Source organism: Curtobacterium sp. Leaf183 (assembly GCF_001424385.1).
Taxonomy (GTDB): Bacteria; Actinomycetota; Actinomycetes; order Actinomycetales; family Microbacteriaceae; genus Curtobacterium.
In genome coordinates this window covers 62813-87057 of record NZ_LMPO01000009.1, presented here as the reverse complement: position 1 = coordinate 87057, position 24245 = coordinate 62813, and the positions used below count along the sequence as shown (strand labels likewise).

Sequence of the window (24245 nt, the reverse complement as noted above, 5' to 3'; positions counted from 1 at the left end):
GGTCAGACCTCGGAGAAGGGCTCGGCGTCGTCGAGCCGCACCCGCAGCGTCGGGGCCGCGCGTCGTCGGTTGCCGCCGGGCAGCACCCGCCGGGTGGAGGACCGCCGGATCACCTCGGCCTTCAGCGTCGCAGCGACCTCGGCTCCGTGCGCGTAGGGGAACCGCACGATGGCGCGCACCGTGCCCGGCGTCGGGTCGTCGACCGGCACGGGGCCGAGCACGGGGCCGACCGGCGCCTCACCCAGAGCCTCGACCGCGGCCGTCACCGCCTGCTCGGTCCCGGTGAGCGTCGCGACGCGCACGGTGGGTGGGAACAGCAGCTCGCGGCGGTCGACGAGTTCGTCGTGCGCCGGAGCGTCGAGCTTCCACAGCACCATCGCGGTGGCGAGCTTCCCGCCGATCCCGACCAGGTACGTCTCGGCACCCGGCGCGCCCTTCGCGGCGGCGTTCGTCCAGAAGCGCAGCACTTCTTCCTGCACGCGGAGACCCTCACGCGCCAGCATGCGCTCGCCGTCGAGCAGCAGGACGCACGCGTAGCCGCCGGGCGTCGAGGGCTCCGCTCCGCGCGTCGCGACGACCACCGCGGGCTTCGCCGGGACCTCGTCGATCGGTCGTGACCCGTCCGCGACCACGATCCGGGTACCGGGGAACGCCCGCCCGAGCTCGTCCGCGGTGCGCTGCGCTCCCTGGCCGACGGGCTTGAGCTTCCCGCCGCCGCACGTCGGACAGCGGTACCCCGCGGCGAGTGCGCCGCAGAACCGACACTGGGGGACGGCACCGTGCGTCGGGCTGCCCAGGGGCCCGGCACAGACGCGACAGTGCGCCCGCTCGCCGCAGTCGGCGCAGACCAGCCCGGTCCCGAACCCGGGGTTCGCGACCTGCACCAGGACCGGCCCCGTGCGGCTGGCCTCGCGCGCGGCCCGCCAGGCGCTGCTCGGGATCCGGGCCTGCGCCGCGAAGCCCTCGGCACTCACCTGCTGCGCGGTCGGGACGACCTTCGGCACTGCGGCCCGGTACGGGGTGACGTCGTCGAGCCAGTGCAGCTCGACCAGCCGCTGCACGTCGGTGCTCCGCGCGTGCGCCAGGAACAGGAGCGCAGCACCCGACTGCGCGGCGCGGACCAGTGCCACGTCGCGCGTGTGCACGTACGGGGCTCGCGGTTCGGTGAACGACGCGTCGCCGTCGTCCCACATGGCGATGAGCCCGAGGTCGTCTGCCGGGGCGTACACGGCCGTGCGGTTGCCGATCGCCACCACCGCGTGCGTCCGGGCCCGCAGCAGCGCCTTCGCCCGCTGGCCGTTGGTCTGCTTGGCGTCGAACCGGACGACCCGGTCCGTCGGCAGCAGTGCGAGGAGGGCGCGCTCGAGGTCGGTCACGTCTCGGAAGTCAGGCACCGCGATGACGGCGGAGCGCTCCCCCGCCACCGTGCGCGCCGCTGCCTGTGCCAGGGTCGCCGCCCACCCGGGGACCCACACCGGGTCGCCGCCCTCGACGTCGAGCTGGACCGGGTGCGGCACGGCCGACACGGCGGCACGCCCGTTCGATGCGAGCGTCTCCTCGACGACGCCGGGAGCGTAGCCCGTCACCGCTGGCGGCTCCACCGGGTCGGGCACGTGGTCGGGGTCGCGCGCCAGCCACGCCTTCTCGGCCCGGACCTGGCGTGTCGGCACCGCGAGGCGCAGCACGTCCGACGCAACGCCGGCGGCACGGTCGGCGACCGCGCGGGCGAGCCGCCAGATCTCCGGCGCCAGGACCGGCACCGGACTGACCAGCGTCTCGATCATGCTCAGCTCGCCGGGCCAGTCCCCCTCGTCGACGATCTCGACGACGTAGGCGTCCGACATCCGCGCACCGGTCCGCAGCGGCACCTTGACGCGCACCCCCGGCACGCAGTCGTCCGCGAGCTCGGCGGGCACCCGGTAGTCGAACAGACGGTCGAGTTGCGGGAGCGGCGAGTCGAGGACGACGCGCGCGACGGTGGTCACGCGGGGACCCTAGACGGCGGCGGCGACGAGTCCTGCGGCCTGGCGGAGTTCCTCGACGCGGTCGAGGTGCTCCCAGGTGAACCCGGGGAGCTCGCGGCCGAAGTGGCCGTAGGTCGCGGTCTGCGCGTAGCGCGGCTTGAGCAGGTCGAGGTCGCGGATGATCGCCGCGGGACGCAGGTCGAACACGGTCCGGATCGCGGCCTCGATCACGGCGTCGTCCACGTGCCCGGTGCCGAAGGTCTCGACGTACAGTCCGACCGGCTTGGCGCGACCGATCGCGTACGCGACCTGGACCTCGAGGCGGTCGGCCAGGCCGGCGGCCACGGCGTTCTTCGCGACCCAGCGCAGCGCGTACGCGGCGGACCGGTCGACCTTGGACGGGTCCTTGCCGCTGAACGCGCCACCCCCGTGGCGGGACGCCCCGCCGTAGGTGTCGACGATGACCTTGCGACCGGTGAGTCCGGCGTCGCCCTGGGGGCCACCGATCTCGAACCGGCCGGTCGGGTTGACGATGACCTCGACGCCGGACGAGTCGAGGTCGACCAGGGCGAGGACCGGGCGGATCACGTGCTCGGTGATCGCGGCGGTGAGGTCGTCGAGCGTGACGCTCGGAGAGTGCTGCGTCGAGACCACGATGGTCTCGACGGTCTTCGGCACGACGCCGTCGTACCCGACCGTCACCTGGGTCTTGCCGTCCGGGCGCAGGAACGTCAGCTCGCCGGACTTGCGGACCGCGGCGAGTCGCTCGGCCAGACGGTGGGCGAGCCAGATCGCGACGGGCATGTACTCGGGGGTCTCGTTCGTCGCGAAGCCGAACATGATGCCCTGGTCGCCCGCGCCCTGGCGGTCGAGCGGGTCGACGCCGGCGCCCGAGCGGGAGTCCAGCGACTCGTCGACGCCCTGCGCGATGTCCGGCGACTGCGCCCCGATCGAGACCTCGACGCCGCACGTGGCGCCGTCGAAGCTGACCTCGGACGAGTTGTACCCGATGCCGGTGATGACGTCACGGACGAGCTTGGGGATCTCGACGTAGCCCGAGGTGGTGACCTCGCCCGCGACGTGGACGAGTCCGGTCGTCACCATCGTCTCGACAGCGACCCGGGCGTGCGGGTCGACCGCCAGCAGGGCGTCGAGGATGGTGTCCGAGATCTGGTCGCAGATCTTGTCGGGGTGCCCCTCGGTCACCGACTCGGACGTGAAGAGGCGCAGCGTGCTGGACGTCACCGGGCTCAGACGGTGGGCTGCGGCTGCTGCTTGGTGACGGTGAGCTTGTCCTCGTTGATCTCGTGGAGGGCCACCGACAGCGGCTTGTCGTCGATCGTGGAGTCGACGAGCGGTCCGACGTTGTCGAAGAGCGAGCCCTCGTGCAGGTCGGCGTAGTAGTCGTTGATCTGGCGCGCACGCTTGGACGCGAAGATGACGAGCGCGTACTTCGACTCGACCTTGGACAGCAGGTCGTCGATGGGCGGGTCGATGATGCCCTGGGGGTTGGCCATGGTGTCTCCAGACAACGAGCGGATGCGCTCCCGGCTAGGGCGCAGTGAACAAGTCTACGACCTCGCGCGCCGCGGTGCCGACATCGGAGTTCACGATGCGCACGTCGAACTCGTCCTGGGCGGCGAGCTCGACCTTGGCCGTCTCGAGCCGCCGGGCCTGTTCCTCGCTCGACTCGGTGCCGCGGCCGATCAGCCTGCGGACCAGTTCTTCCCAGGTCGGCGGCAGCAGGAACACCAGGACGGCCTCGGGCATGGCGTCCCGGACCTGTCGCGCACCCTGCAGGTCGATCTCGAGCATCACCTTGTCGCCGGCGTCGAGCGCGCGGTCGATCGGTGGGCGCGGTGTGCCGTACCGGTACGAGTTGTGCACCGTGGCCCACTCGAGCAGTTCGCGGTCGCGGATCATCCGGTCGAACTCGGCGTCGTCGACGAAGAAGTAGTGCACGCCGTCGACCTCGCCCGGCCGGGGCTGTCGCGTCGTGGCCGACACACTGAGGTTGACGTCCGGGTACTGCTCGCGGATGTAGGCGCTGACCGTTCCCTTGCCGACCGCGGTCGGCCCGGCGAGGACGACGAGCTTCGAGGTCCCGCGCTTGCGCCCGCGCGCAGCGAGCCAGTCGGCGAGGACGCCGCGCTGCCGCGTCCCGAGTCCGCCGAGCCGCTTGGACGGCGCGATCCGGAGCGTGCCCATGATGGTCTCGGCGCGTGCCGGCCCGATGCCGGCGAGGCTGGTGAGCAGGTCGCGCACGCGCAGGGTCTTCTCGGCCGAGGCGTCGTCGTCGCCCCACGCGGACCGCGCCACGTCGAGCGCCGAGCGCTCCCCGGACGCCACCGCGGACTTGACCGCGGCCCGGGCGCGTCGCGCGGCCACGGCCGCGCGTGCGGCGGCAGCCCGGTCGACCTCGGGCGGGTTCCGGTGGGCGGGCAGGTCCGCGCGGTCCGGGCTCATGCCGCCGACCCGGTCGTGGCCAGCGCGGCGCGGACACGCTCGGCGCGGTCGGTGACGAGACCGACGACACCGTCGGGGCCGTCACCGAGCAGCCCGCGCGACTCGCTGACCAGGACCTGCTCAGCACGCGACCCGTACAGCCCACGGAGGTCCTCGATGCGGGCACCCTGCGCGCCGAACCCCGGTGCGAGCACGGGGGACGTCCCGATCTCGTGCTCGTCGATGCCGAAGTCCGTCAGGTCGAGGGTGGCGCCGAGCACGAGCCCGACGTCGCCGATGGCCTGGTCGCCCACGGCCGGGTTGTCGTCTGCCACGTCCAGAACGATACCGGCCGCGACGCTCCGTCCCGCGCGCGGACCCTCGGCGAGCACCGCGGTCTGCAGCACCCGGGCCTCCGGGTTGCTCGTCGCGGCGAGGACGAACACCCCGGCGCCGTTCGCCCGCGCGACGTCGATGGTCCCCCGCAGCGAGCCGTACCCGAGGTACGGCGAGACCGTCATCGCGTCAGCCGCGAACGGCCCGTCGCGGTCCAGCCACGCGAGCGCGTAGTCGTCACCCGTGGTCCCGATGTCGCCGCGCTTGACGTCGGCGACGACCAGGAGGCCCGCATCACGTGCCCGACGGATCGTCGCGTCGAGTGCGCGGTAGCCGGCGACCCCCGCCGCCTCGAAGAACGCGACCTGCGGCTTCACGACCGCGGCGCGGCCCGCGGCCGCGTCGACGAGGGTCGCACCGAACGCGGTCAGACCGGCCTCGTCACGGCCGAGCCCCCACGCCGCCAGGGTGGCGGCATGGGGGTCGATCCCGACGCACAGGGCGGAACGCGACCCGATGGCGGCCGCGAGTCGGACACCGAACGATGCCCGGCCTCTCCCCACCGGCACGGCCGGCCCGCCGCTGGCGCGTCGGTCTGGAACCGGCGGCGTGGGCCCGGTCTGGGTGGACGTCACCAGCCCGCCCGCTCGAGCGCGTAGTCCTGCAGGCTGCGCACCGCGTGCGGGGTGCCGATCGTCTCGATGGCTGCGACGGCGGCGCCGAGCTGCGCGATCGTCGTGAAGAGCGGCTTGTCCGCCGCGACGGTCGCCGCACGGATCTCGTAGCCGTCGGCGCGACCCGACGCCCCGCTCGGGGTGTTGATCACGATGTCGACCTCGTTGCGCGCGAGCAGGTCCACCACGCTCTCGCCGCCCTGGCTGTACTTGCCGACCACGTCGACCAGGATGCCGTTGCGGCGGAGGACCTCGGCGGTCCCCTCGGTCGCGGTGATCGTGAAGCCGAGCTGCTGCAGGCGGTGCACCGGCAGGACGATCGCGCGCTTGTCGGTGTCGGCGACGCTCACGAAGACCGTCCCGCTGGTCGGCAGGCCGCCGTACGCGGCGATCTGGGACTTCAGGAACGCCCGCGGGAAGTCGCGGTCGATGCCCATGACCTCACCGGTGGAGCGCATCTCGGGGCTGAGGACCGAGTCGACGACCTGGCCCTCGGCGGTGCGGAACCGCCGGAACGGCAGCACCGCTTCCTTGACGGCGACCGGCGCCTGCGCCGGGACGAACGCACCGTCGCGGGCGGGCAGCAGCCCCTCGGCGACGAGGGCGTCGACCGAGGTGCCGGTCATGATCCGCGCCGCCGCCTTGGCCAGCGCGATGCCGAGCGCCTTCGAGACGAACGGGACGGTGCGGCTGGCGCGGGGGTTCGCCTCGAGCACGTAGAGCACGCCGGCGCCGATCGCGAACTGCACGTTGAGCAGGCCGCGCACGCCGATGCCGCGCGCGATCTTCTCGGTCGCGTCGACCACGGCCTGGATCTCACCGCGACCGAGGCCGACCGGCGGGAGCGTGCAGGACGAGTCACCCGAGTGGATGCCCGCCTCTTCGATGTGCTCCATGATGCCGCCGATGTAGAGCCGCTCGCCGTCGAACAGGGCGTCGACGTCGATCTCCACGGCGTCGTCGAGGAACCGGTCCACCAGGAGCGGCAGGTCCGGGCCGATGATCGCCTGGTCGGCCATGCGGTCGAAGTAGTCGGCCATCGCGGCGGAGTCGTAGACGATCTCCATGCCGCGGCCGCCGAGCACGAACGACGGGCGGACGAGGACCGGGTAACCGATCTCCTCGGCCACCGCGGTCGCGCTGTCGAGGTCGTGCGCCGTGCCGTTGCGCGGTGCGAGCAGACCGGCGGCGTCGAGGATCGCGGAGAACTGCCCGCGCTCCTCGGCGGAGTCGATCGCCGTCGGGGTGGTGCCGAGGATCGGGATGCCCGCGGCCTCGAGCGGCTTCGCGAGTCCGAGCGCGGTCTGGCCGCCCAGCTGCACCACGACGCCGACGAGCTCGCCCGAGGCGGCCTCGGCCTCGATGACCTCGAGGACGTCCTCGGTGGTGAGCGGCTCGAAGTACAGCCGGTCCGAGGTGTCGTAGTCGGTCGAGACGGTCTCCGGGTTGCAGTTGACCATGATGGTCTCGAACCCGGCGTCGCTCAGCGCGAACGACGCGTGCACGCACGAGTAGTCGAACTCGACGCCCTGCCCGATGCGGTTCGGCCCGGAGCCGAGGATGACGACCTTCTTGCGGGCGCTCGGCGCCACCTCGGTCTCGGTGTCGTAGGACGAGTAGTGGTACGGCGTCAGGGCCGGGAACTCACCGGCGCAGGTGTCGACCGTCTTGAAGACCGGGCGGATGCCGAACCCGTGCCGGACGTCGCGCACCTGCTGCTCGGTGACGCCGCGGAGCGCCGCGATCTGGATGTCGCTGAAGCCGTGCTCCTTCGCCCAGCGGATCGTGTCCGCGTCGAGCTCGGCGGCGTCACGGACCTCGGCCGCGACCTCGTTGATCAGCACGATCTGGTCGAGGTACCACGGGTCGATCGCGTTCGCCGCGAAGACCTCTTCGACGGTGGCACCGGCGTACAAGGCCTGCTGGACCGTGACGATGCGGCCGTCGGTCGGGATCTTCGACTTCTCGAGGAGGGCGTCCTTGTCGAGCTCGGCCGCCGGGGTGTCCCAGTGGAAGCTCGACCCGCGCTTCTCGAGTGACCGCAGCGACTTCTGCAGCGCGGTCGTGAAGTTGCGACCGATGGCCATCGCCTCGCCCACGCTCTTCATCGTCGTGGTCAGGGTGGCGTCGGCCGCAGGGAACTTCTCGAACGCGAAACGCGGGGTCTTCACGACGACGTAGTCGAGCGTCGGCTCGAAGCTCGCCGGGGTGACCCGCGTGATGTCGTTCTGGATCTCGTCGAGGCGGTACCCGATGGCGAGCTTCGCGGCGATCTTCGCGATCGGGAAGCCCGTCGCCTTCGACGCCAGCGCACTCGAACGCGACACGCGCGGGTTCATCTCGATGACGATGAGGCGGCCGTTCGACGGGTCCACCGCGAACTGGATGTTGCAGCCGCCGGTGTCGACGCCGACGCGACGGATGATGTCGATGCCGATGTCGCGCATGTTCTGGTACTCGCGGTCGGTCAGGGTCAGCGCGGGGGCGACCGTGATCGAGTCACCGGTGTGAACACCGACCGGGTCGACGTTCTCGATCGAGCAGACGACGACGGTGTTGTCGAAGTTGTCCCGCATCAGCTCGAGTTCGTACTCCTTCCAGCCGAGGATCGACTCCTCGAGCAGGACCTCGGTGGTCGGGCTGGACTGCAGACCGTCGCCGACGAAGCGGACGAGCTCGGCCTCGTTGTACGCGAATCCGGAGCCCAGACCGCCCATGGTGAAGGACGGGCGGACGACCAGCGGGTAGCCGAGGTCCTTCGCGAACTCCTTCGCCTCGTCGAGCGTGTGGGCGATGTGGCTGCGGGCGACGTCGGCGCCCGACTCGAGCACGAGCTCCTTGAAGAGCTGGCGGTCCTCACCACGCTGGATCGCGTCGACCTTCGCGCCGATGAGCTCGACACCGTGCGCCTCGAGGATGCCGGCCTCGTCGAGCGCGATCGCCGCGTTCAGCGCGGTCTGCCCGCCGAGCGTCGGCAGGATCGCGTCCGGCTGCTCGATGCGGATGATCTCCTCGATCGAGGCGTTCGTGATCGGCTCGATGTAGGTGGCGTCCGCGAAGTCCGGGTCGGTCATGATCGTCGCCGGGTTCGGGTTGACGAGGATCACGCGGATGCCCTCGGCACGCAGGACACGGCAGGCCTGGGTGCCGGAGTAGTCGAACTCGGCGGCCTGCCCGATCACGATCGGGCCGGAGCCGATGACCAGGACGGAGTTGATGTCAGGGCGCTTCGGCATCAGTTGCCTTCCTTCGTGACGTCGGCTGCGGGGGTGGTCGCGTCGGCGGTGGCTGCGTCCAGCGGACGGCCCTCCTTGCGCGCGACGACCATGTCCCGGAAGCGGTCGAACAGGTACATGCTGTCGTGCGGCCCGGCGGCGGCCTCGGGGTGGTACTGCACGCTGAACGCCGGGATGTCGAGCGCGCGGAGGCCCTCGACGACGTCGTCGTTGAGCGAGTAGTGGGAGACCTCGACGCGGCCGAAGCCGGCCGGGGACTCGAGTACCTGACCGACGGGGGCGTCGACCGCGAAGCCGTGGTTCTGGCTCGTGATCTCGACCTTGCCCGTGGTGGTGTCGAGCACCGGCTGGTTGATGCCGCGGTGGCCGAAGGGCAGCTTGTAGGTGCCGAAGCCGAGCGCGCGTCCGAGCAGCTGGTTCCCGAAGCAGATGCCGAAGAACGGGCGGCCGTCGCGGAGGCTCTCCTGCAGCAGCGTCACCTGCGACTCCGACGCCGCCGGGTCACCGGGACCGTTCGAGTAGAACAGCGCGTCCGGGGCCAGTTCGCGCAGTTCCTGGATCGTGACGTCCTGCGGCAGCACGTGCACCGCGAAGCCGCGGGCGGCGAGGTAGCGCGTGGTCGATGCCTTGACGCCCAGGTCGAGCACCGCGAGGGTGCCGATCTGCTCGCCGACCGCGGGGACGACGTACGGCTCGGCCGTGGACACCGCGGCGGACAGGCTCTGCCCGGCCATGCCGGCCTGGTCCCGCACGAGCTGCAGCTGCTCGGCGGCGGACAGGGACGCGTCCGGACCGCTGAACACACCGCCCTTCATCGCGCCGGCGTCGCGGATGCGACGGGTCAGCGCACGGGTGTCGACGCCGGAGATGCCGACGATGCCGTCGCGGACCAGGTGCTCGTCGAGCGAGGCGTTCGCCCGGTGGTTCGAGACCACGCGGCTGGGGTCGCGCACCACGTACCCGGCGACCCAGATGCGCCGCGACTCGGGGTCCTCGTCGTTGACGCCCGTGTTGCCGATGTGCGGCGCGGTCTGCACCACGATCTGCCCGGCGTAGGACGGGTCGGTCAGGGTCTCCTGGTAGCCGGTCATCCCGGTGGCGAACACCACCTCGCCGAGGGTGCGTCCGCGGGCGCCGTAGGCCCAGCCGTCGTGTCGGGTGCCGTCCTCGAGGACCAGCACGGCCCGTTCGCGTGTCATCAGTTCGTCCCTTCGCCCGCGGTGTGCGGGTGGTTGTGCTTCGTCGACAGCTCCTGCAGGGCGACGAGCGCTGCTGCGTCGTCCTGCGGGAACCGGAAGTAGGTGTCGAGGTCCGTCGCTCCGGCGGCGCCGGTCGCCGTCCATCGCAGGCGGACCAGTCCCCCGGGTTCGACCACCCGGTCGATGGCCGCCGTCGCGCGGTCGGCGCCCCGGAGCAGCGCGGCGGCGATCCACCGGTCCGGCTCACCGGCCAGGTGCATCGCCACGCCGGTCTGGTGCACGGTCAGACCGCCGCGACCACGGAAGCCGAGCCCGCCCGCCGCGATGCGTTCGAGGGGCTGGTCGGCGCGGGTCGTCGCGACGCTGAACCCGTCCCACGACCCGACCGTGGTTCCGGGGTCGGACGGCACCGGGACGGGAGGCACGACCTGCGCCTGCTTCCTGACCCGCGTCCGCCAGGTGCGCACCATGGCGAGGAACAGCGCGGCCACGGCGAGCAGGATCACGCCGCCGAGGACCCACCGTGCGGCGTCGCCGCTCATGCGTGCACCTGCTGCGCCCTGGCCGCCGCGGCGACCGTCGCCGCGTCGACGACCACGCCGTCGAGCACCGTCGGGTACCCGTGGTGGAACGTCGCGACGACGCGGCCGGGCAGACGCATGCCGAGGTAGGGCGAGTTCCGTGACTGCCCCGCCAGGTCGGTGACGGCGAACTCGCGGCTCGCGCTCGGGTCGTAGAGCGTGACCTCGGCCGGGGCACCCTCGGCGATGGCGTGCCCGTGGCCCTCGACCTGCCCGATGCGCGCGGGAGCACTCGAGAGCACACGAGCGACGTCGGTCCAGTCCAGACGGCCGTCGTCGACCACGGCGGCCTGCACCACGCTCAGCGCGGACTCGAGGCCGACCATGCCGTTCGCGGCGGCCGGCCACTCGCAGCACTTCGCCTCTGCCGTGTGCGGCGCGTGGTCCGTCGCGACGATGTCGATCGTCCCGTCGGCCAGGGCGGCCCGCAGCGCGTCGACGTCCTCACGCGAGCGCAGCGGCGGGTTCACCTTGTAGCGGGCGTCGTACCCGGGGGCGCCGTCGAGCCCCGCGATGAGGTCCTCGGTCAGCACGAGGTGGTGGGGCGTGACCTCGGCGGTGACGTCGATCCCGCGGGACTTGGCCCAGCGGATCACCTCGACGCTGCCGGCGGTCGAGACGTGGCACACGTGCAGCCGGGCGCCGACGTGGTCGGCCAGCAGCACGTCGCGGGCGATGATCGCCTCTTCCGCGACCGCGGGCCACCCAGCCAGACCGAGCTCGGACGACAGCCGGCCCTCGTTCATCTGCGCACCCATGGTCAGACGGGGTTCCTGCGCGTGCTGGGCGAGGACGCCGCCGAAGCCCTTGATGTACTCGAGCGCCCGGCGCATCAGCAGCGGGTCGGACACGCACGAGCCGTCGTCCGAGAACACCCGGACCTTCGCCCGCGAGGTCGCCATCGCGCCGATCTCGGACAGGTGCGTCCCCTGCAGGCCCTGCGAGACGGCTCCGATCGGACGCACGGTGACGTAGCCCGCGTCGTCGCCGAGTGCCTGGACCTGCTCGACCACGCCGGCGGTGTCCGCGACGGGACTCGAGTTCGCCATCGCGTTGACGGCGGTGAAGCCGCCGGCGGCCGCGGCACGCGAGCCGGACAGGACGGTCTCGGACTCCTCGGAGCCGGGCTCGCGCAGGTGGGTGTGCAGGTCCACGAGCCCGGGCAGGGCGATCAGGCCGTCCGCGTCGACGGTGGTGGCGCCGGCCGCGTCGAGACCGGACCCGACCGCGGTGACGAGCCCGCCCTCCAGTCGGATGTCGGCACGCGAGCCGTCCACCAGCTGCGCACCGCGGATCAGGTGAGCGGTCATGCGACGGACTCCTTCGCTTCGTTGCCGGTCAGTTTCGCGTCGTTCCCGGTCAGCGCCAGGTACAGGACGGCCATCCGGACCGACACCCCGTGCTCGACCTGCTCGACGATGGTCGAAGCCGGCGCGTCGGCGGCGACGTCGGCGATCTCGAGACCGCGGTTCATGGGTCCCGGGTGCATGACGAGGGTGCGGGGGTCGAGCCGGGCGAACCGCGCCGCGGTCAGGCCCCAGTGGCGGCTGTACTCGCGCGGGTTCGGGAAGAACGCGTCGTTCATGCGCTCCTGCTGGATGCGGAGCGTCATCACGACGTCCGGGTCCTCGGCCAGTGCGACGTCGAGGTCGTGGTGCACGGCGGCGCCGAACGGCGTGGTCGTGGCGGGGAGCAGGGTCGGCGGCGCGGCGAACGTCACGCTGGCGCCGAGCGTGCGGAGCAGCCAGGCGTTGCTGCGGGCGACGCGGCTGTGCAGGACGTCGCCCACGATCAGGACGCGCACGCCGTCGAGGGCCTGGCCGCGGGACCCGGAGCCGTGCAGGCGACGTCGCATCGTGAACGCGTCGAGCAGTGCCTGGGTGGGGTGCTCGTGGGTGCCGTCGCCGGCGTTGACGACCGGGACGTCGATCCAGTCCGCGTCGGCCAGCACCCGCGGGGCTCCGGACGCGCCGTGCCGCATCACGATGCCGTCGATGCCCATCGCACCGAGCGTCTGCACCGTGTCCTTGAGGGACTCGCCCTTCGAGACGCTGGAGCCCTTCGCGGCGAAGTTGATGACGTCCGCGGACAGGCGCTTGGCGGCGGCCTCGAACGAGATGCGCGTGCGGGTCGAGTCCTCGAAGAACAGGTTCACGACGGTCTTGCCGCGCAGGGCCGGCAGCTTGCGGACCTCGCGCTGGTTGACCTCGGCCATCTCCTCGGCGACGTCGAGGATGTGCACGGCGTCAGCGCGCGACAGGTCGGCGGTGGACAGCAGGTGCTTCATGCGTCGCCCCCCGACTGCTCGATCACGACTTCGTCGGTGCCGTCGGTCTCGGTCAGGCGCAGCGTGACCCGCTCGTCGGACGCCGTCGGCAGGTTCTTGCCGACGTGGTCCGCGCGGATCGGCAGCTCGCGGTGCCCGCGGTCGACCAGCACGGCCAGCCGGACGGCGCGAGGCCGGCCGATGCCCTGCAGCGCGTCGAGTGCGGCCCGGACGGTGCGGCCCGAGTAGAGCACGTCGTCGACGAGCACGACGACCTTGCCGTCGATCCCGCCCGCGGGGATGGTCGTCCGGTGCGGTGCTCGGCCGATGCCGTGCCCGAGGTCGTCGCGGTGCATGGTGACGTCGAGGGCGCCGACCCGTTCGGTGCCGATCCCGCCGCGGGCCGAGGCCCACTCCGGCTCGATCTCGGCCAGGACGCGGCCGAGCCGTTCCGCCAGGACGGCGCCGCGGGTCGGGATGCCGAGCAGCACGAGGTCCGAGCCGCCGTGGTTGGCCTCGAGGATCTCGTGTGCGATGCGTGTCAGGGCACGCGTGATGTCGGGGTGCTGCAGGACCGTTCTGGTACCCACGCCGACCTCCTTCCCCGCCTCTCAGGACGGCATTTAAAGGATGCTGACGAGCTCAACCCTAGCGGGACTCCTGGTCCCCGGCGACCGTCCGACCGGACGGTCCACGGTCGCCTCCGACGGGCGCTCGCCCGCCGGCGACCGCGCCGAGCACACCGTTGACGAACCCGGCGGACTCCTCCGTCGAGAGCGACTGCGCGAGTTCGACCGCCTCGGAGATGGCGACCGCGTCGGGCACCTCGTCGTTGAACCGGATCTCCCACACGCCCATGCGCAGGATGCACCGGTCGAGCACTGGCATGCGCGGGATCGACCAGCCCTGGGCGTGCTCGACGATCACGGCGTCGATCTCGGGGCGGGCCTCGTCCACGCCGGTGACGACCTGTCGCGCGTAGTCCCAGCTGGACGCACGCTCGGGCTGGTCGAGGTGGCGGACGGTCTCGGTCGCCAGCACGTCGGCGATCGGGAGTTCACGCACCTCGGCCACGTACAGCATGTCGAGGGCGCGCTTGCGGGCCTTGGAACGAGCACTCATGTGGCAGCGCCCTAGTCGTTGACGCGGCCGAGGTAGTTGCCGTCGCGCGTGTCGATCTTCACCTTGGTGTCGGTCTCGAGGTACAGCGGCACCTGGATCTGGTAACCGGTGGCCTTGATGGTCGCCGGCTTCGTGCCACCCGACGAGCGGTCGCCCTGCAGGCCCGGCTCGGTCTCGATCTCGGTGACGATCGAGGTGGGGAGCTCGATGTAGAGCGGGTTGCCCTCGTTCATCGCGATGGTGACCATCGCCGACTCGAGCAGGAAGTTCTTCGCGTCGCCGACGACCGTGGCGGGGACGGGGACCTGGTCGTAGGTGTCGGTGTCCATGAAGACGTACGAGTCGCCGTCCTCGTAGAGGAACTGGTAGTCACGGCGGTCGACCGTCGCGGTCTCGATCTTGGCGCCGGCGTTGAACGTGCGGTCGACGACCTTGCCGGAGACGACGTTTTTCAGCTTGGTGCGGACGAACGCACCACCCTTGCCGGGCTTGACGTGCTGGAACTCGACGACCGACCAGAGCTGCCCGTCGATGATGAGAACGGCGCCGTTCTTGATGTCAGTGGTACTGGCCATGGGTGTCGATGTCCAATTCGTGTTGAGGAATGAAGGGGTGCGGGCGGCTGCGCGCCCCGGACGAGTGTAGCCGACCGCCTCAGTCGCGCCGTCGTGCCCGCCGAGCGTCTCAGTCCCGCCGTCGTGCCCGCCGAGCGTCTCAGTCGCGCCGTCGTGCCCGCCAGGCGTCGATCGCGGCCCAGCCGAGCAGCACCACGGTCGCCCCGCCGAGCAAGCCACCCGCTGCACCCGTGCTCAGCACCGCGGTCGGCCGGCTCGGCATCGTCAGGTACACGATCGACAGGATCCCGGCGCCCGAACCGAGGAGCACGAGCAGGATCCGCCGGATCATGCCCGACACCGTCCGGCGGTCGCGCTGGTCGGCGAGCAGGCGGATGTTCACCGACAGGCGGTTCTGCTCGATCGCCTCGCCGATGCGGTCGACCCGGCGCGGCAAGCGCCGGACCGTCGAGACCAGGCCGAACAGCTCGCGGGCGGCGATGCCGCCCAGCACGCTGGGTCGGAGCTGGTCGCGGATCTGCTCGCTTGCGAGGTTGCGCGACTCGTCGAGCAGGTCGAACGACGGCAGCAACGTGCGGAGCGTGCCCTCGAAGATGGCCAGCGCCCGGGCGGCCGCGACGAAGTCCGGCGGGGGCTTCAACCGGTAGCGACCGAACACCTCGACCGCGTCGTCGACCGTCTGCACGCCGATGCGGGCACCGGGCCCGAGCTCGTCCGCCACGAACCGCGCGATGTCCCGCCGGAAGTCCGGTTCGTCCTCGGCGCGGCGCACCGGCGCCATGCGCAGCACCGCGTCCGCGATGCGCGTCGTGTCGTTCTGGATGTACGCCGCGACGAGTTCCTGCACGACGTCGCGCAGGGTCGGGTCGAGTCGTCCCACCGATCCGAAGTCGATGAGTGCGGGGCGACCGTCGGGCAGCAGCAGGACGTTCCCCGGGTGCAGGTCGCCGTGGTAGATCCCGTCGAAGACGACCTGTCGCAGGAACACCCGCAGGATGGCCCGCATCGGTCCGTCCAGGTCGCGATCGGCACGGGACGCCCGGATCGCGCTCAGCGTGTCGCCCTCGAGGAACTCCATCACGAGCACGCGTCGGCCGGACAGCTCGGGGTACGAGGCCGGGAAGCGGACCTCGTCCGGACGAGCGCTGCGTTCCTGCGCCGCACGCAGGGTCTCGAGGTTCCGGAGCTCGGACCGGAAGTCCACCTGGCGGATCAAGTCGTCGGCGTACTGCTGCGCGACGTCCCGCACGCCGACCTGTCTGGCCTCGGCCGAGGTGCGCGCCATGAACGTGACCACCCGCAACGCGATGTCGACGTCGCGACGGACGGCGTCGTCGATGCCGGGACGCTGCACCTTGACCGCCACAGCGGTGCCGTCGTGCAGTCGCGCCCGGTGGACCTGCGCGATCGACGCCGCGGCCACGGGCGTCGCGTCGAAGGACTGGAACAGCTCGTCGACCGGTGCGTGCAGTTCGCTGGCGAGCAGTTCGGCGACCTCGGACGGATCAGCCGGCGAGACCCCCTCCTGCAATGACGCCAGGCCGTCGGTCCACTCGTCGGGCAGCAGGTCGTCGCGTGTGGAGAGCAGCTGCCCCATCTTCACGAACCCGCCACCGGCCTCCTCGAGCGCCAGGCGGAGGTGCTCGGCCTGGCTGCGCCGCTTGTCGGAGGTCTCCGGGTCGCGGGAGAAGTCCAGCCGGCGGAAGGGCAGGAGGTCGTGACGGCGGGCGATGGACAGCAGTTCGGCGAAGCGGCGCGCGCGGGTCCGGAGGGTTCCCGCGTCGACGGCCTGCCCGCCGCCGAGGTCGCTCAGGCGGGGAGGGTTGGGCACTCAGCCAGCATGCTCCCCCGGCCTGGGGTTCCGCAGGCGACTCCTCCACAGGACGGGAGGCCCGGCTCGTCCCCCACAGGACGGTTCCGCCCGCCCCGCGGTCGTCGGGGCCGCGTCAGGGTCGCCCCGTGGCTAGACCCCGACCTCTTGGTACGCGGTGAACAGCAGGTGGTCCTCGGGCCCCTCCAGCACCACGGGCTTGCCGACACCGTCGAGCACGATGAACCGGAGCATGCCGGCCCGGGCCTTCTTGTCCCGGCGCATCGTCGCCAGCAGCGACTGCCAGCGCCCGAGGGGGTACGTCGTCGGCAGCGACAGTGCGTCCAGGATCGCCCGGTGGCGGTCGACGGTGGCGTCGTCCAGGTGCCCGGTCAGGCGCGCGAGCTCCGCGGCGAAGACCATGCCGACCGACACCGCCGCACCGTGCCGCCACTGGTAGCGCTCGGCGTGCTCGATGGCGTGTCCCAGGGTGTGTCCGTAGTTGAGGACCTCGCGTCGGCCCTGTTCCGTGAAGTCGTCCGACACCACGCGTGCCTTGAGCTCGATCGCGAGCTCGACGACGCGGCGGAACTCCGGCGTGGTCGGGTCCGTCGCGCGCTCGACGTCGGCCTCGATGACGTCGAGGATCTCGGGCACGGCGATGAACCCGGCCTTCACGATCTCGGCGAAGCCGGTCAGCACGTCGTTGCGGGGCAGCGTCGCCAGCAGGTCCAGGTCCGCCACGACCGCGTGCGGTGCGGCGAAGGCACCGACCAGGTTCTTGCCCTCGTTCGTGTTGATGCCGGTCTTGCCACCGACGCTGGCGTCGACCATCCCGAGCACGCTCGTCGGGATCGACACGTACGGCACGCCTCGGAGCCAGGTCGCGGCGACGAACCCGGCCAGGTCGGTGACGGCACCGCCGCCGAGCCCGATCACGGCATCGGTCCGCGTGAAGTCGGACTGGCCCATCACCTGCCAGCAGAACGCGGCCACCTCGACGCGCTTGGCTGCCTCGGCGTCCGGGACCTCGGCGATGAGTGCCTCGAGGCCCGCGTCCACGAGCAGCACCCGCAGTGCCTCCGCACGGGCACCGAGCGTCGGGGCGTGCACGATGAGCACCTTCGCGACGCGGGGGCCGAGCAGCGCGGGCACCGAGTCGAGCAGCCCGGTCCCGACCGCGACCACGTAGCCGTCCTCGCCGCCGACGCGGATCTCGGTGGTGCCCTCGGGCAGGGTCGACTCGGTCACGGTGCTCCTCGTTGGGTTCAGTGGTCGGACTGCAGCCAGCGCACGACGTCGTCGACCACGTGCGACATCGGTCGCCGCGAGGTGTCGACCACGGTGTGCGCGAGTTCCGCGTAGGTCGCGGCGCGCTCGTCCAGGATGGTCTGCCACGCGTCGATGCCGCCGGACGCCAGCAGCGGTCGATCGGAGCCGGCGATGCGCTCGGCGACGGCCTCGGGCGACACGGTCAGCAGCACGATGCGGGCGCCGGTCAGCGCCTGACGCGTGGCCGCGTGCGTGACCGCTCCCCCGCCGACGGCGATCACCCCGCCGGCACCGAGTGCCCGCCGCACCGCGTCGGCCTCGAGTTCGCGGAAGGCGGGCTCGCCCCGGTCGGCGAAGATGCCGGGGATCGGGCCGTGCTCGCGCGCGATGACCCGGTCGGTGTCGGTGAAGGGCACGCCGAGCCGCTTCGCCACCCGCTTGCCGACGGTCGACTTGCCCGCGCCCATCGGGCCGATCACCACGACCGGCGCCGCGATGGTCTGCTCAGCGCTCACCAGGTCGTGGAGTGCGCTGCCGGCTCGGTGCGGCGCGAGCGCAGGGTCTCCGGGATCGACGCGAGGTACGACTCCAGGTTGCGCTTGGTCTCGACGACGTTGTCGCCGCCGAACTTCTCGAGGACGGCATCGGCCAGGGTCAGGGCGACCATCGCCTCGGCGACCACACCGGAGGCCGGCACGGCGCAGACGTCGGAGCGCTGGTGGTGCGCCGAAGCGTCCTCACCCGTGGCGACGTCGATCGTGTGCAGGGCGTGGGGGATGGTGGCGATCGGCTTCATCGCGGCACGGACCCGGAGCACGGTACCCGTGGACATGCCGCCCTCGGTGCCGCCCGCTCGGTCGCTCGTGCGGATGATCTCGCCGTCCTCGCGGTACAGCTCGTCGTGCGCCTCGGAGCCGCGGCGTCCCGCGGTCTGGAAGCCGTCGCCGACCTCGACGCCCTTGATCGCCTGGATGCCCATGATCGCCGCGGCGAGCCGGGCGTCGAGGCGGCGGTCCCACTGCACGTGCGAGCCGAGCCCCGGCGGGACTCCGTAGAACAGGACCTCGACGACACCGCCGAGGGTGTCGCCGTCCTTCTTGGCGGCCTCGACCTCGGTGACCATCCGTGCCGAGGTGTCGGCGTCGAAGCAGCGCAGCTGGTCCTCGTCGAGACGGTCGACGTCGTCGGGCTGCGGGAGTGCCGTGCCGTCGGGCACCCGGACGGTGCCCACCTGCAGGGTGTGGGCGACGGAGCGCATGCCGAGCTCGGCGAGGAAGGCCTTGGCGACGGCGCCGAGCGCGACGCGGGCCGCGGTCTCGCGGGCGGACGCGCGCTCGAGGATCGGTCGGGCCTCGTCGAAGCCGTACTTCTGCATGCCGACGAGGTCGGCGTGCCCGGGACGGGGTCGGGTCAGCGGGGCACTGCGGCCGCGGGAGAGCTCGGTCTGCTCGACCGGCTCGGGGTTCATGACCTCGACCCACTTCGGCCACTCGGTGTTGCCGATGCGGATGGCGATCGGGCTGCCCAGGGAGTAGCCGTGCCGGACACCGCCCGAGACGTGCAGCTCGTCCTGCTCGAACTTCATGCGGGAGCCACGACCGTAGCCCAGCTTGCGCCGAGCGAGGTCGGTGCGGATGGACTCGAACGACACCGGGACGCCAGCGGGCAGGCCCTCGAGCATCGCGATCAGTTCGGGTCCGTGGGACTCACCAGCGGTCAACCAACGAAGCATGGTGTCCATCCTCCCACAGGCGCCGTCTGTGCGACGCGCCCGTGGGAGGACCGGCGACTACTGGTACGACGGGTGGGCGCGCAGCCATGCCTGGAACTGCTGCACAGCGGCCTCGTGCTGCGGGAGCGTGTCGGAGAACACCGTCTCGCCGGTCTCGAGGTTCACCGTGACGAAGTACAGCCAGTTGCCCGTCGCGGGCTGGGTGACGGCCTTGATGGCGATGTCACCCGGGTTCGAGATCGGCCCCGGCGGCAGTCCCTGGTGCTGGTACGTGTTGTAGGGGTTGCCGGAGTCAGACCGCTCGGCGTCGGTGGTCGTGACGCGGTGCGTGTTCCCGGTGCCGTAGGCGACCGTCGCGTCTGACTGCAGGAGCATGCCCTGGTCGAGGCGGTTCTGGAAGACGCGCGCGACCTTCGGGAAGTCCGCCGCGAGACCCGCCTCTTTCTGCACGAGCGAGGCGAACACGATGACGTGCTCCTGGTCGGCCTCGGCGACGCCGGCGTCCTTCAGGTGCTGCTTCATGGTGTCGACCATCGACTGGAAGTACTGCTGTGCCGTCCACCCCGGGTTGATCGGGTAGGTGGCCGGGAACAACCACCCCTCGAGCGACGTCACGCCGCTCGGCAGTCCGTACGCCGACACGTCCTTCGCCGCGGCCGAGACCTGTGCCTCGGACAGTCCGGCCTTCGAGACCATGCCGGCCTCGATGTCCGCCAGCGCCGTGCCCTCGGGGATGACGATCGACGCGGTCACCTTGTTGTCGGCGTCCTGCAGGGCGGCGAGCGCGGCCCTCGAGCTCATGTGCTTCTTCAACGCGTACGAGCCGGGCTGGAACTGCACCTCGTTCGAGGTGAGCAGCAGCTTGTAGAACGCCGTCGACGTCTTCACCACGCCGCTGCGCTGCAGGGTCTTCGCGACGTCCTCGCCGATGTCGCCCTGCTTGATCGTGATCGTCACCTTCGACGTGCCCGACCCGGTGTAGTCGTCGGTCTCCTGCTTGCCCGAGACCGCCGCGATCACCTGCTGCACCTTCGGTGCGGCGAACGCGTACGCGCCGATGCCGGCCGCGATCACGACCGCGACGATGACGATGCCGGCGACGAGGGCGCCACGCGACCTGCGGTGCGGCTCGCGCGGCGGACGGGAGGATCGCCCGCCTCCGCCACGGCCCCCGCCACCGGCGCCGCCCGCAGCGTCGTCGCCGCCGTTGCCGTGGCTGTCGCCGTTGCCGTTGCCGTTGCCGTTGCCGACGCCCTGGTCTGCGTCGCGCGGGGCGCGGGCCGCCGCCCCCGTCCCGCCGTCCGCCGCGGAGCGCTCGCCCGGCCCGGTGCCCAGCAGTGCGTGCACCTCGGGGTGCAGCTGGTCGGTGCCGCGGACGGCTGGGCTGTCGGCCGGAGGGACCGAGGATCCGGCGTCGTCAGGAGCGGGAGACGCGGCGTCCCGCGCCGATGCGGACTCGCGGGCACGGGCCTCCCGTCGGGAGAGCGGTCGTCCGATCTCGCCTCCGGCAGCCGGAGCGTCGTCGTGGTCGTCTGATCGGCCGTCGACGGGCTGCTCAGCCCGCCGTTCGGCGTCGTTGCCGGAGGCGATGATCGCGTTCCAGTCCAGGTCGTCTGCCAACGGTCCTCGGTCTCTCGGTGGGTGACTCCGCAGCGGCTCCGTCGATGCGGTGACGACGGGAGGGCAGCCTATCCAGGGAGCGTGGCCCCCGGAGGGGCGCCGGACGAGCGCTCGTGGTCGAGCGCATGTTGCAGAATGATAACAGCGGCCGCTTGGTCGATCACGGCTCGCGACTTCTTCGTGTTCCGGCCGGCCTGGTGCAGGCCGCGCTGCGCCGTGACCGTCGACATCCGCTCGTCGACCATCCGCACGGGTCGGTGTGCGGCGAGTGCCGCGGCGAACACGCGGGCGTCGGTCGTCGAGGGCGTGTCCCCACCCGACATCGACAGCGGCAGCCCCACGACCAACTCGAGCACGTCGTACTCGTCCGCGATGGCCACGATCCGGGCGATGTCGGTCTTGTCGTCGCGACGGACCGTCTCGACCGGGGTGGCGATCAGGCCGTCCCGGTCGCACACCGCAATGCCGATCCGGGCGCGACCGACGTCCACGCCGAGTCGCCGCCCGGACCGCATCGGCACGATCAGCCCGCGAGCCGCGCGGTGACGGCCCGGAGCGCCGCGGGCAAGACCGTTGCGTCGGTCCCGCCGCCCTGGGCGAGGTCGGGCTTGCCGCCACCGCCGCCGCCGAGCACCCCGGCAGCTTCCTTCGCGAGGGGACCTGCCTGGACGCCGGCGGCGCGCGCGGCGTCGTTCGTCGCGACGATCACGGCCGGCTTGCCGCCGACGACGGCACCGAGGACGACCACCGCGGCACCGTCACCGAGCTGCGACCGCACACCGGTGGCGAGCGAGCGGAGGTCGTCGGCCGACTTCAGGCCGTCGACGGACTCGGCGACGACGGTGGTGGCGCCGATGGTCGTCGCCAGACGGGCGATGGTGGGGACCCGCTGCTGCAGGCCCGCGGACTCGAACTCCGCGATGCGCTTCTGTGCCGCGCGGAGGTCCTCCATCAGCGACTGCACCCGCGTGGGGAGGTCGTTGCGGGGTGCCTTCAGCGCACTCGACAGCTGCGACACGATCGTTCGCTCGACGGCGAGGTCGCGGAAGCCCTCGAGGCCGACGAGCGCCTCGACGCGGCGGTTCGTCGAGCCGACGCTCGCTTCGCCGACGAGGTTCACCAGGCCGACCTGCGCGCTGGAGGCGACGTGCGTGCCACCACAGAGCTCGCGGGACCACGGGCCGCCGATGTCGACCATGCGGACCTCGGCGCCGTACTTCTCGCCGAAGAGCGCCTGCGCGCCGAGCTCCTTCGCCGCGTCGAGCGGGAGGACCCGGGTCGAGACCTCGAGGTCTGAGCGGATCGCGGTGTTGACGACCTCTTCGATCTCGGAGCGAGTGCTGAGCGAGATGGGCTGGCTCCACGAGAAGTCGAGGCGCATGTAGCCCGACTTGTTGTAGGAACCGGCCTGCAGCGCCTCCGGGCCGAGGATGTCACGCAGTGCGGCGTTCACCAGGTGCGTGGCCGAGTGCGCCTGGGTCGCACCACGGCGGTACTCGGCGTCGACGACGGTGGTCGCGGCGTCACCGACCCCGACCTCGCCGGAACGGACCTGCACCTTGTGGCTCCAGAGCCCGGAGACCGGGCGCTGCACGTCGAGCACCTCGAGGTCGAAGCCGTTGCCGACGATCGACCCCTGGTCGGCGTCCTGCCCGCCGGACTCGGCGTAGAGCGCGGTCTCGCTGAGGACGACCTCGGCGATGTCGCCGACCACGGCGCGGTCGACACTGGCGCCGTCGACGATGATGCCGAGCACGGTGGACTCGGCCTCGAGTGCGTCGTACCCGAGGAAGGTGGTCTCGCCCTTCGCGCGGAAGGCGCTGTACACGCTGAGGTCGGCCAGCGCTGTCTTCTTGCTCTTCGCGTCGGCCTTCGCGCGGGAACGCTGCTCGGACATGAGCGTGTCGAAGGCCGCGCGGTCGACGTGCACGCCGGCCTCTTCTGCCATCTCCATCGTCAGGTCGATCGGGAATCCGAAGGTGTCGTGCAGCAGGAAGGCGGTGTCGCCGCCGATCGCGGGCTGGTTGTCCTGCTTGGCGCGGTCGACCGCGACGTCGAGGATCGTCGTGCCCTGCGCCAGGGTGCGGAGGAAGGTCTCTTCCTCGGCGTAGGCGATGCGCGCGATGCGGTCGTAGTCGGACGCGACCTCGGGGTAGGCGTCGCGCATCGCGTCGCGGGACGCCGGGAACAGCCGCGGGAAGGTCGCGGACTCCACGCCGAGCAGGCGCATCGCGCGGACGGTGCGGCGCAGGAGCCGACGGAGGATGTAGCCACGCCCCTCGTTCGACGGCGAGACACCGTCGGCGATGAGCATGAGCGAGGACCGGACGTGGTCCGCGATGACGCGCATGCGGACGTCGTCCTCGTGCACGGCACCGTAGCGGCGACCGGACACCGCGGACGCTTCGTCGAGGACCGGACGGACCTGGTCGATCTCGTACATGTTGTCGACGCCCTGCTTGATGAAGGCGACGCGCTCGAGCCCCATGCCGGTGTCGATGTTCTTGTTCGGCAGCTCGCCGGTGATCGTGAAGTCGTACTTGGAGCGGACGTCGGCGATCTGGTACTGCATGAACACGAGGTTCCAGATCTCGACGTAGCGGTCGTCGTCGGTCGCCGGACCGCCGTCGATGCCGTACTCCGGCCCACGGTCGAAGAAGATCTCGGAGCACGGCCCGGCCGGCCCCGGCTGCCCGGTCGACCAGTAGTTGGTGTCCTTGCCGAGTCGCTGGATGCGGTCGTCCGGCAGGGACGAGTGCTGCTTCCAGAAGGCGATCGCCTCGTCGTCGTCCTCGTAGACGGTGACCCAGAGGTCGTCCGGGGCGAAGCCGAGGCCGCCGTCGGACTCCGCGCCGGTGAGGAACTCCCAGGCGTACTGGATCGCCTGTTCCTTGAAGTAGTCGCCGAACGAGAAGTTGCCGTTCATCTGGAAGAACGTGCCGTGACGCGGCGTCTTGCCGACTTCTTCGATGTCGTTCGTGCGGATGCACTTCTGCACGCTGGTTGCGCGGGGGTACGGCGCGGGGATGAGCCCGGTGAGGTACGGGATGAACGGCACCATGCCGGCGACGGTGAACAGCAGCGACGGGTCGTCCGAGACGAGCGAGGCGGAGGGGACGACGGTGTGGCCTCGGTCGCCGAAGTACTGGAGCCAACGGCGGCGGATCTCTGCGGTCTGCATGGTGCTTCCTGGTGACGAGAGGGCGGAACGGGAGGGCTTGTCAGACGTCGGTGCGGAGCTCGGCTTCGCGGGAGCGGTACCCGTCTGCCACGGCACCCCGGAACGCCTTCGTGCGGGCGTCGACCTCGGCGAGGAACGTCGCACCGGCCGAGGTCCTGCCGACCCGGTGGGCGACGAGGAACCCGATGACGACGCCGACGGCGACGAAGAACAGCTGCTTCACGGTGCCTCC

General features: G+C 71.6%; 21 protein-coding genes. All 21 read right to left on the bottom strand.

Annotation, left to right across the window (positions count from 1 at the left end):
• Positions 1–2: 2 nt before the first annotated feature.
• The gene (locus ASG04_RS11240; RefSeq protein ID WP_056124213.1) at positions 3–1985 is read right to left on the bottom strand and encodes a hypothetical protein; all 1983 of its coding nucleotides are present in this window, start codon (positions 1983–1985) and stop codon (positions 3–5) included.
• A 9-nt stretch (positions 1986–1994) separates the two neighbouring features.
• Positions 1995–3209: a methionine adenosyltransferase gene (gene metK / locus ASG04_RS11235; RefSeq protein WP_056124211.1), complete on the bottom strand. Its 1215-nt coding sequence runs from the start codon at positions 3207–3209 to the stop codon at positions 1995–1997.
• Positions 3210–3214: 5 nt separating this feature from the next.
• Positions 3215–3481: a DNA-directed RNA polymerase subunit omega gene (rpoZ, locus tag ASG04_RS11230; RefSeq protein WP_056124209.1), complete on the bottom strand. Its 267-nt coding sequence runs from the start codon at positions 3479–3481 to the stop codon at positions 3215–3217.
• 34 nt (positions 3482–3515) lie between these two features.
• Positions 3516–4430 (bottom strand): guanylate kinase, encoded by a 915-nt coding sequence (gmk, locus tag ASG04_RS11225; RefSeq protein ID WP_056124206.1) that lies wholly within the window; start codon positions 4428–4430, stop codon positions 3516–3518.
• Positions 4427–5314 carry an orotidine-5'-phosphate decarboxylase gene (gene pyrF / locus ASG04_RS11220; protein ID WP_181436961.1) on the bottom strand — a complete coding sequence of 296 codons (888 nt, stop codon included), beginning with the start codon at positions 5312–5314 and terminating at the stop codon, positions 4427–4429. The genes gmk and pyrF overlap by 4 nt, the downstream gene beginning before the upstream one ends.
• A 62-nt stretch (positions 5315–5376) precedes the next feature.
• Positions 5377–8655 (bottom strand): carbamoyl-phosphate synthase large subunit, encoded by a 3279-nt coding sequence (gene carB, locus ASG04_RS11215; RefSeq protein WP_056124202.1) that lies wholly within the window; start codon positions 8653–8655, stop codon positions 5377–5379.
• Positions 8655–9854: a glutamine-hydrolyzing carbamoyl-phosphate synthase small subunit gene (gene carA / locus ASG04_RS11210; RefSeq protein WP_056124199.1), complete on the bottom strand. Its 1200-nt coding sequence runs from the start codon at positions 9852–9854 to the stop codon at positions 8655–8657. Before carA ends, carB begins: the two co-directional genes overlap by 1 nt.
• Positions 9854–10396: a hypothetical protein gene (locus ASG04_RS11205; RefSeq protein WP_056124196.1), complete on the bottom strand. Its 543-nt coding sequence runs from the start codon at positions 10394–10396 to the stop codon at positions 9854–9856. Before ASG04_RS11205 ends, carA begins: the two co-directional genes overlap by 1 nt.
• Complete coding sequence (locus ASG04_RS11200; protein ID WP_056124193.1) at positions 10393–11745, bottom strand: dihydroorotase; 1353 nt, start codon at positions 11743–11745, stop codon at positions 10393–10395. The genes ASG04_RS11205 and ASG04_RS11200 overlap by 4 nt, the downstream gene beginning before the upstream one ends.
• Entirely contained in the window at positions 11742–12722 is a 981-nt protein-coding gene (locus ASG04_RS11195; protein ID WP_056124190.1) for an aspartate carbamoyltransferase catalytic subunit, read from the bottom strand. Before ASG04_RS11195 ends, ASG04_RS11200 begins: the two co-directional genes overlap by 4 nt.
• Positions 12719–13291, bottom strand: a complete 573-nt coding sequence (gene pyrR, locus ASG04_RS11190; protein ID WP_056124187.1) for a bifunctional pyr operon transcriptional regulator/uracil phosphoribosyltransferase PyrR — start codon at positions 13289–13291, stop codon at positions 12719–12721. The genes ASG04_RS11195 and pyrR overlap by 4 nt, the downstream gene beginning before the upstream one ends.
• 58 nt (positions 13292–13349) lie before the next feature.
• Positions 13350–13823 (bottom strand): transcription antitermination factor NusB, encoded by a 474-nt coding sequence (gene nusB, locus ASG04_RS11185; RefSeq protein ID WP_056124184.1) that lies wholly within the window; start codon positions 13821–13823, stop codon positions 13350–13352.
• An 11-nt stretch (positions 13824–13834) separates the two neighbouring features.
• On the bottom strand, positions 13835–14398 hold the full coding sequence (efp, locus tag ASG04_RS11180; RefSeq protein ID WP_056124181.1) for an elongation factor P: 564 nt from the start codon (positions 14396–14398) through the stop codon (positions 13835–13837).
• 139 nt (positions 14399–14537) lie between these two features.
• Positions 14538–16229, bottom strand: a complete 1692-nt coding sequence (locus ASG04_RS11175; protein ID WP_056124179.1) for an ABC1 kinase family protein — start codon at positions 16227–16229, stop codon at positions 14538–14540.
• A 132-nt stretch (positions 16230–16361) separates the two neighbouring features.
• A complete protein-coding gene (aroB, locus tag ASG04_RS11170) occupies positions 16362–17459 on the bottom strand; it encodes a 3-dehydroquinate synthase (RefSeq protein WP_235515525.1) in 1098 nt (365 codons plus the stop codon).
• A gap of 17 nt (positions 17460–17476) precedes the next feature.
• Positions 17477–17995: a shikimate kinase gene (locus ASG04_RS11165; protein WP_268750899.1), complete on the bottom strand. Its 519-nt coding sequence runs from the start codon at positions 17993–17995 to the stop codon at positions 17477–17479.
• Positions 17992–19212, bottom strand: a complete 1221-nt coding sequence (aroC, locus tag ASG04_RS11160) for a chorismate synthase (protein ID WP_056124176.1) — start codon at positions 19210–19212, stop codon at positions 17992–17994. The genes ASG04_RS11165 and aroC overlap by 4 nt, the downstream gene beginning before the upstream one ends.
• Positions 19213–19269: 57 nt before the next feature.
• A complete protein-coding gene (mltG, locus tag ASG04_RS17905) occupies positions 19270–20832 on the bottom strand; it encodes an endolytic transglycosylase MltG (RefSeq protein WP_235515524.1) in 1563 nt (520 codons plus the stop codon).
• 68 nt (positions 20833–20900) lie between these two features.
• Positions 20901–21347: a Holliday junction resolvase RuvX gene (gene ruvX / locus ASG04_RS11150; RefSeq protein ID WP_056124173.1), complete on the bottom strand. Its 447-nt coding sequence runs from the start codon at positions 21345–21347 to the stop codon at positions 20901–20903.
• An 8-nt stretch (positions 21348–21355) separates the two neighbouring features.
• Positions 21356–24013 (bottom strand): alanine--tRNA ligase, encoded by a 2658-nt coding sequence (gene alaS / locus ASG04_RS11145; RefSeq protein WP_056124168.1) that lies wholly within the window; start codon positions 24011–24013, stop codon positions 21356–21358.
• A 40-nt stretch (positions 24014–24053) separates the two neighbouring features.
• On the bottom strand, positions 24054–24236 hold the full coding sequence (locus ASG04_RS11140; protein WP_056124165.1) for a hypothetical protein: 183 nt from the start codon (positions 24234–24236) through the stop codon (positions 24054–24056).
• Positions 24237–24245: the final 9 nt, after the last annotated feature.

Coding starts and splice junctions, on each gene's coding strand:
- alaS (WP_056124168.1), bottom strand. CDS start 24,013: ATGCAGACCGCAGAGATCCGCCGCCGTTGGCTCCAGTACTTCGGCGAC.
- aroC (WP_056124176.1), bottom strand. CDS start 19,212: ATGCTTCGTTGGTTGACCGCTGGTGAGTCCCACGGACCCGAACTGATC.
- ruvX (WP_056124173.1), bottom strand. CDS start 21,347: ATGCGGTCCGGGCGGCGACTCGGCGTGGACGTCGGTCGCGCCCGGATC.
- carA (WP_056124199.1), bottom strand. CDS start 9,854: ATGACACGCGAACGGGCCGTGCTGGTCCTCGAGGACGGCACCCGACAC.
- gmk (WP_056124206.1), bottom strand. CDS start 4,430: ATGAGCCCGGACCGCGCGGACCTGCCCGCCCACCGGAACCCGCCCGAG.
- ASG04_RS11195 (WP_056124190.1), bottom strand. CDS start 12,722: ATGAAGCACCTGCTGTCCACCGCCGACCTGTCGCGCGCTGACGCCGTG.
- rpoZ (WP_056124209.1), bottom strand. CDS start 3,481: ATGGCCAACCCCCAGGGCATCATCGACCCGCCCATCGACGACCTGCTG.
- efp (WP_056124181.1), bottom strand. CDS start 14,398: ATGGCCAGTACCACTGACATCAAGAACGGCGCCGTTCTCATCATCGAC.
- ASG04_RS11200 (WP_056124193.1), bottom strand. CDS start 11,745: ATGACCGCTCACCTGATCCGCGGTGCGCAGCTGGTGGACGGCTCGCGT.
- ASG04_RS11205 (WP_056124196.1), bottom strand. CDS start 10,396: ATGAGCGGCGACGCCGCACGGTGGGTCCTCGGCGGCGTGATCCTGCTC.
- nusB (WP_056124184.1), bottom strand. CDS start 13,823: ATGAGTGCTCGTTCCAAGGCCCGCAAGCGCGCCCTCGACATGCTGTAC.
- carB (WP_056124202.1), bottom strand. CDS start 8,655: ATGCCGAAGCGCCCTGACATCAACTCCGTCCTGGTCATCGGCTCCGGC.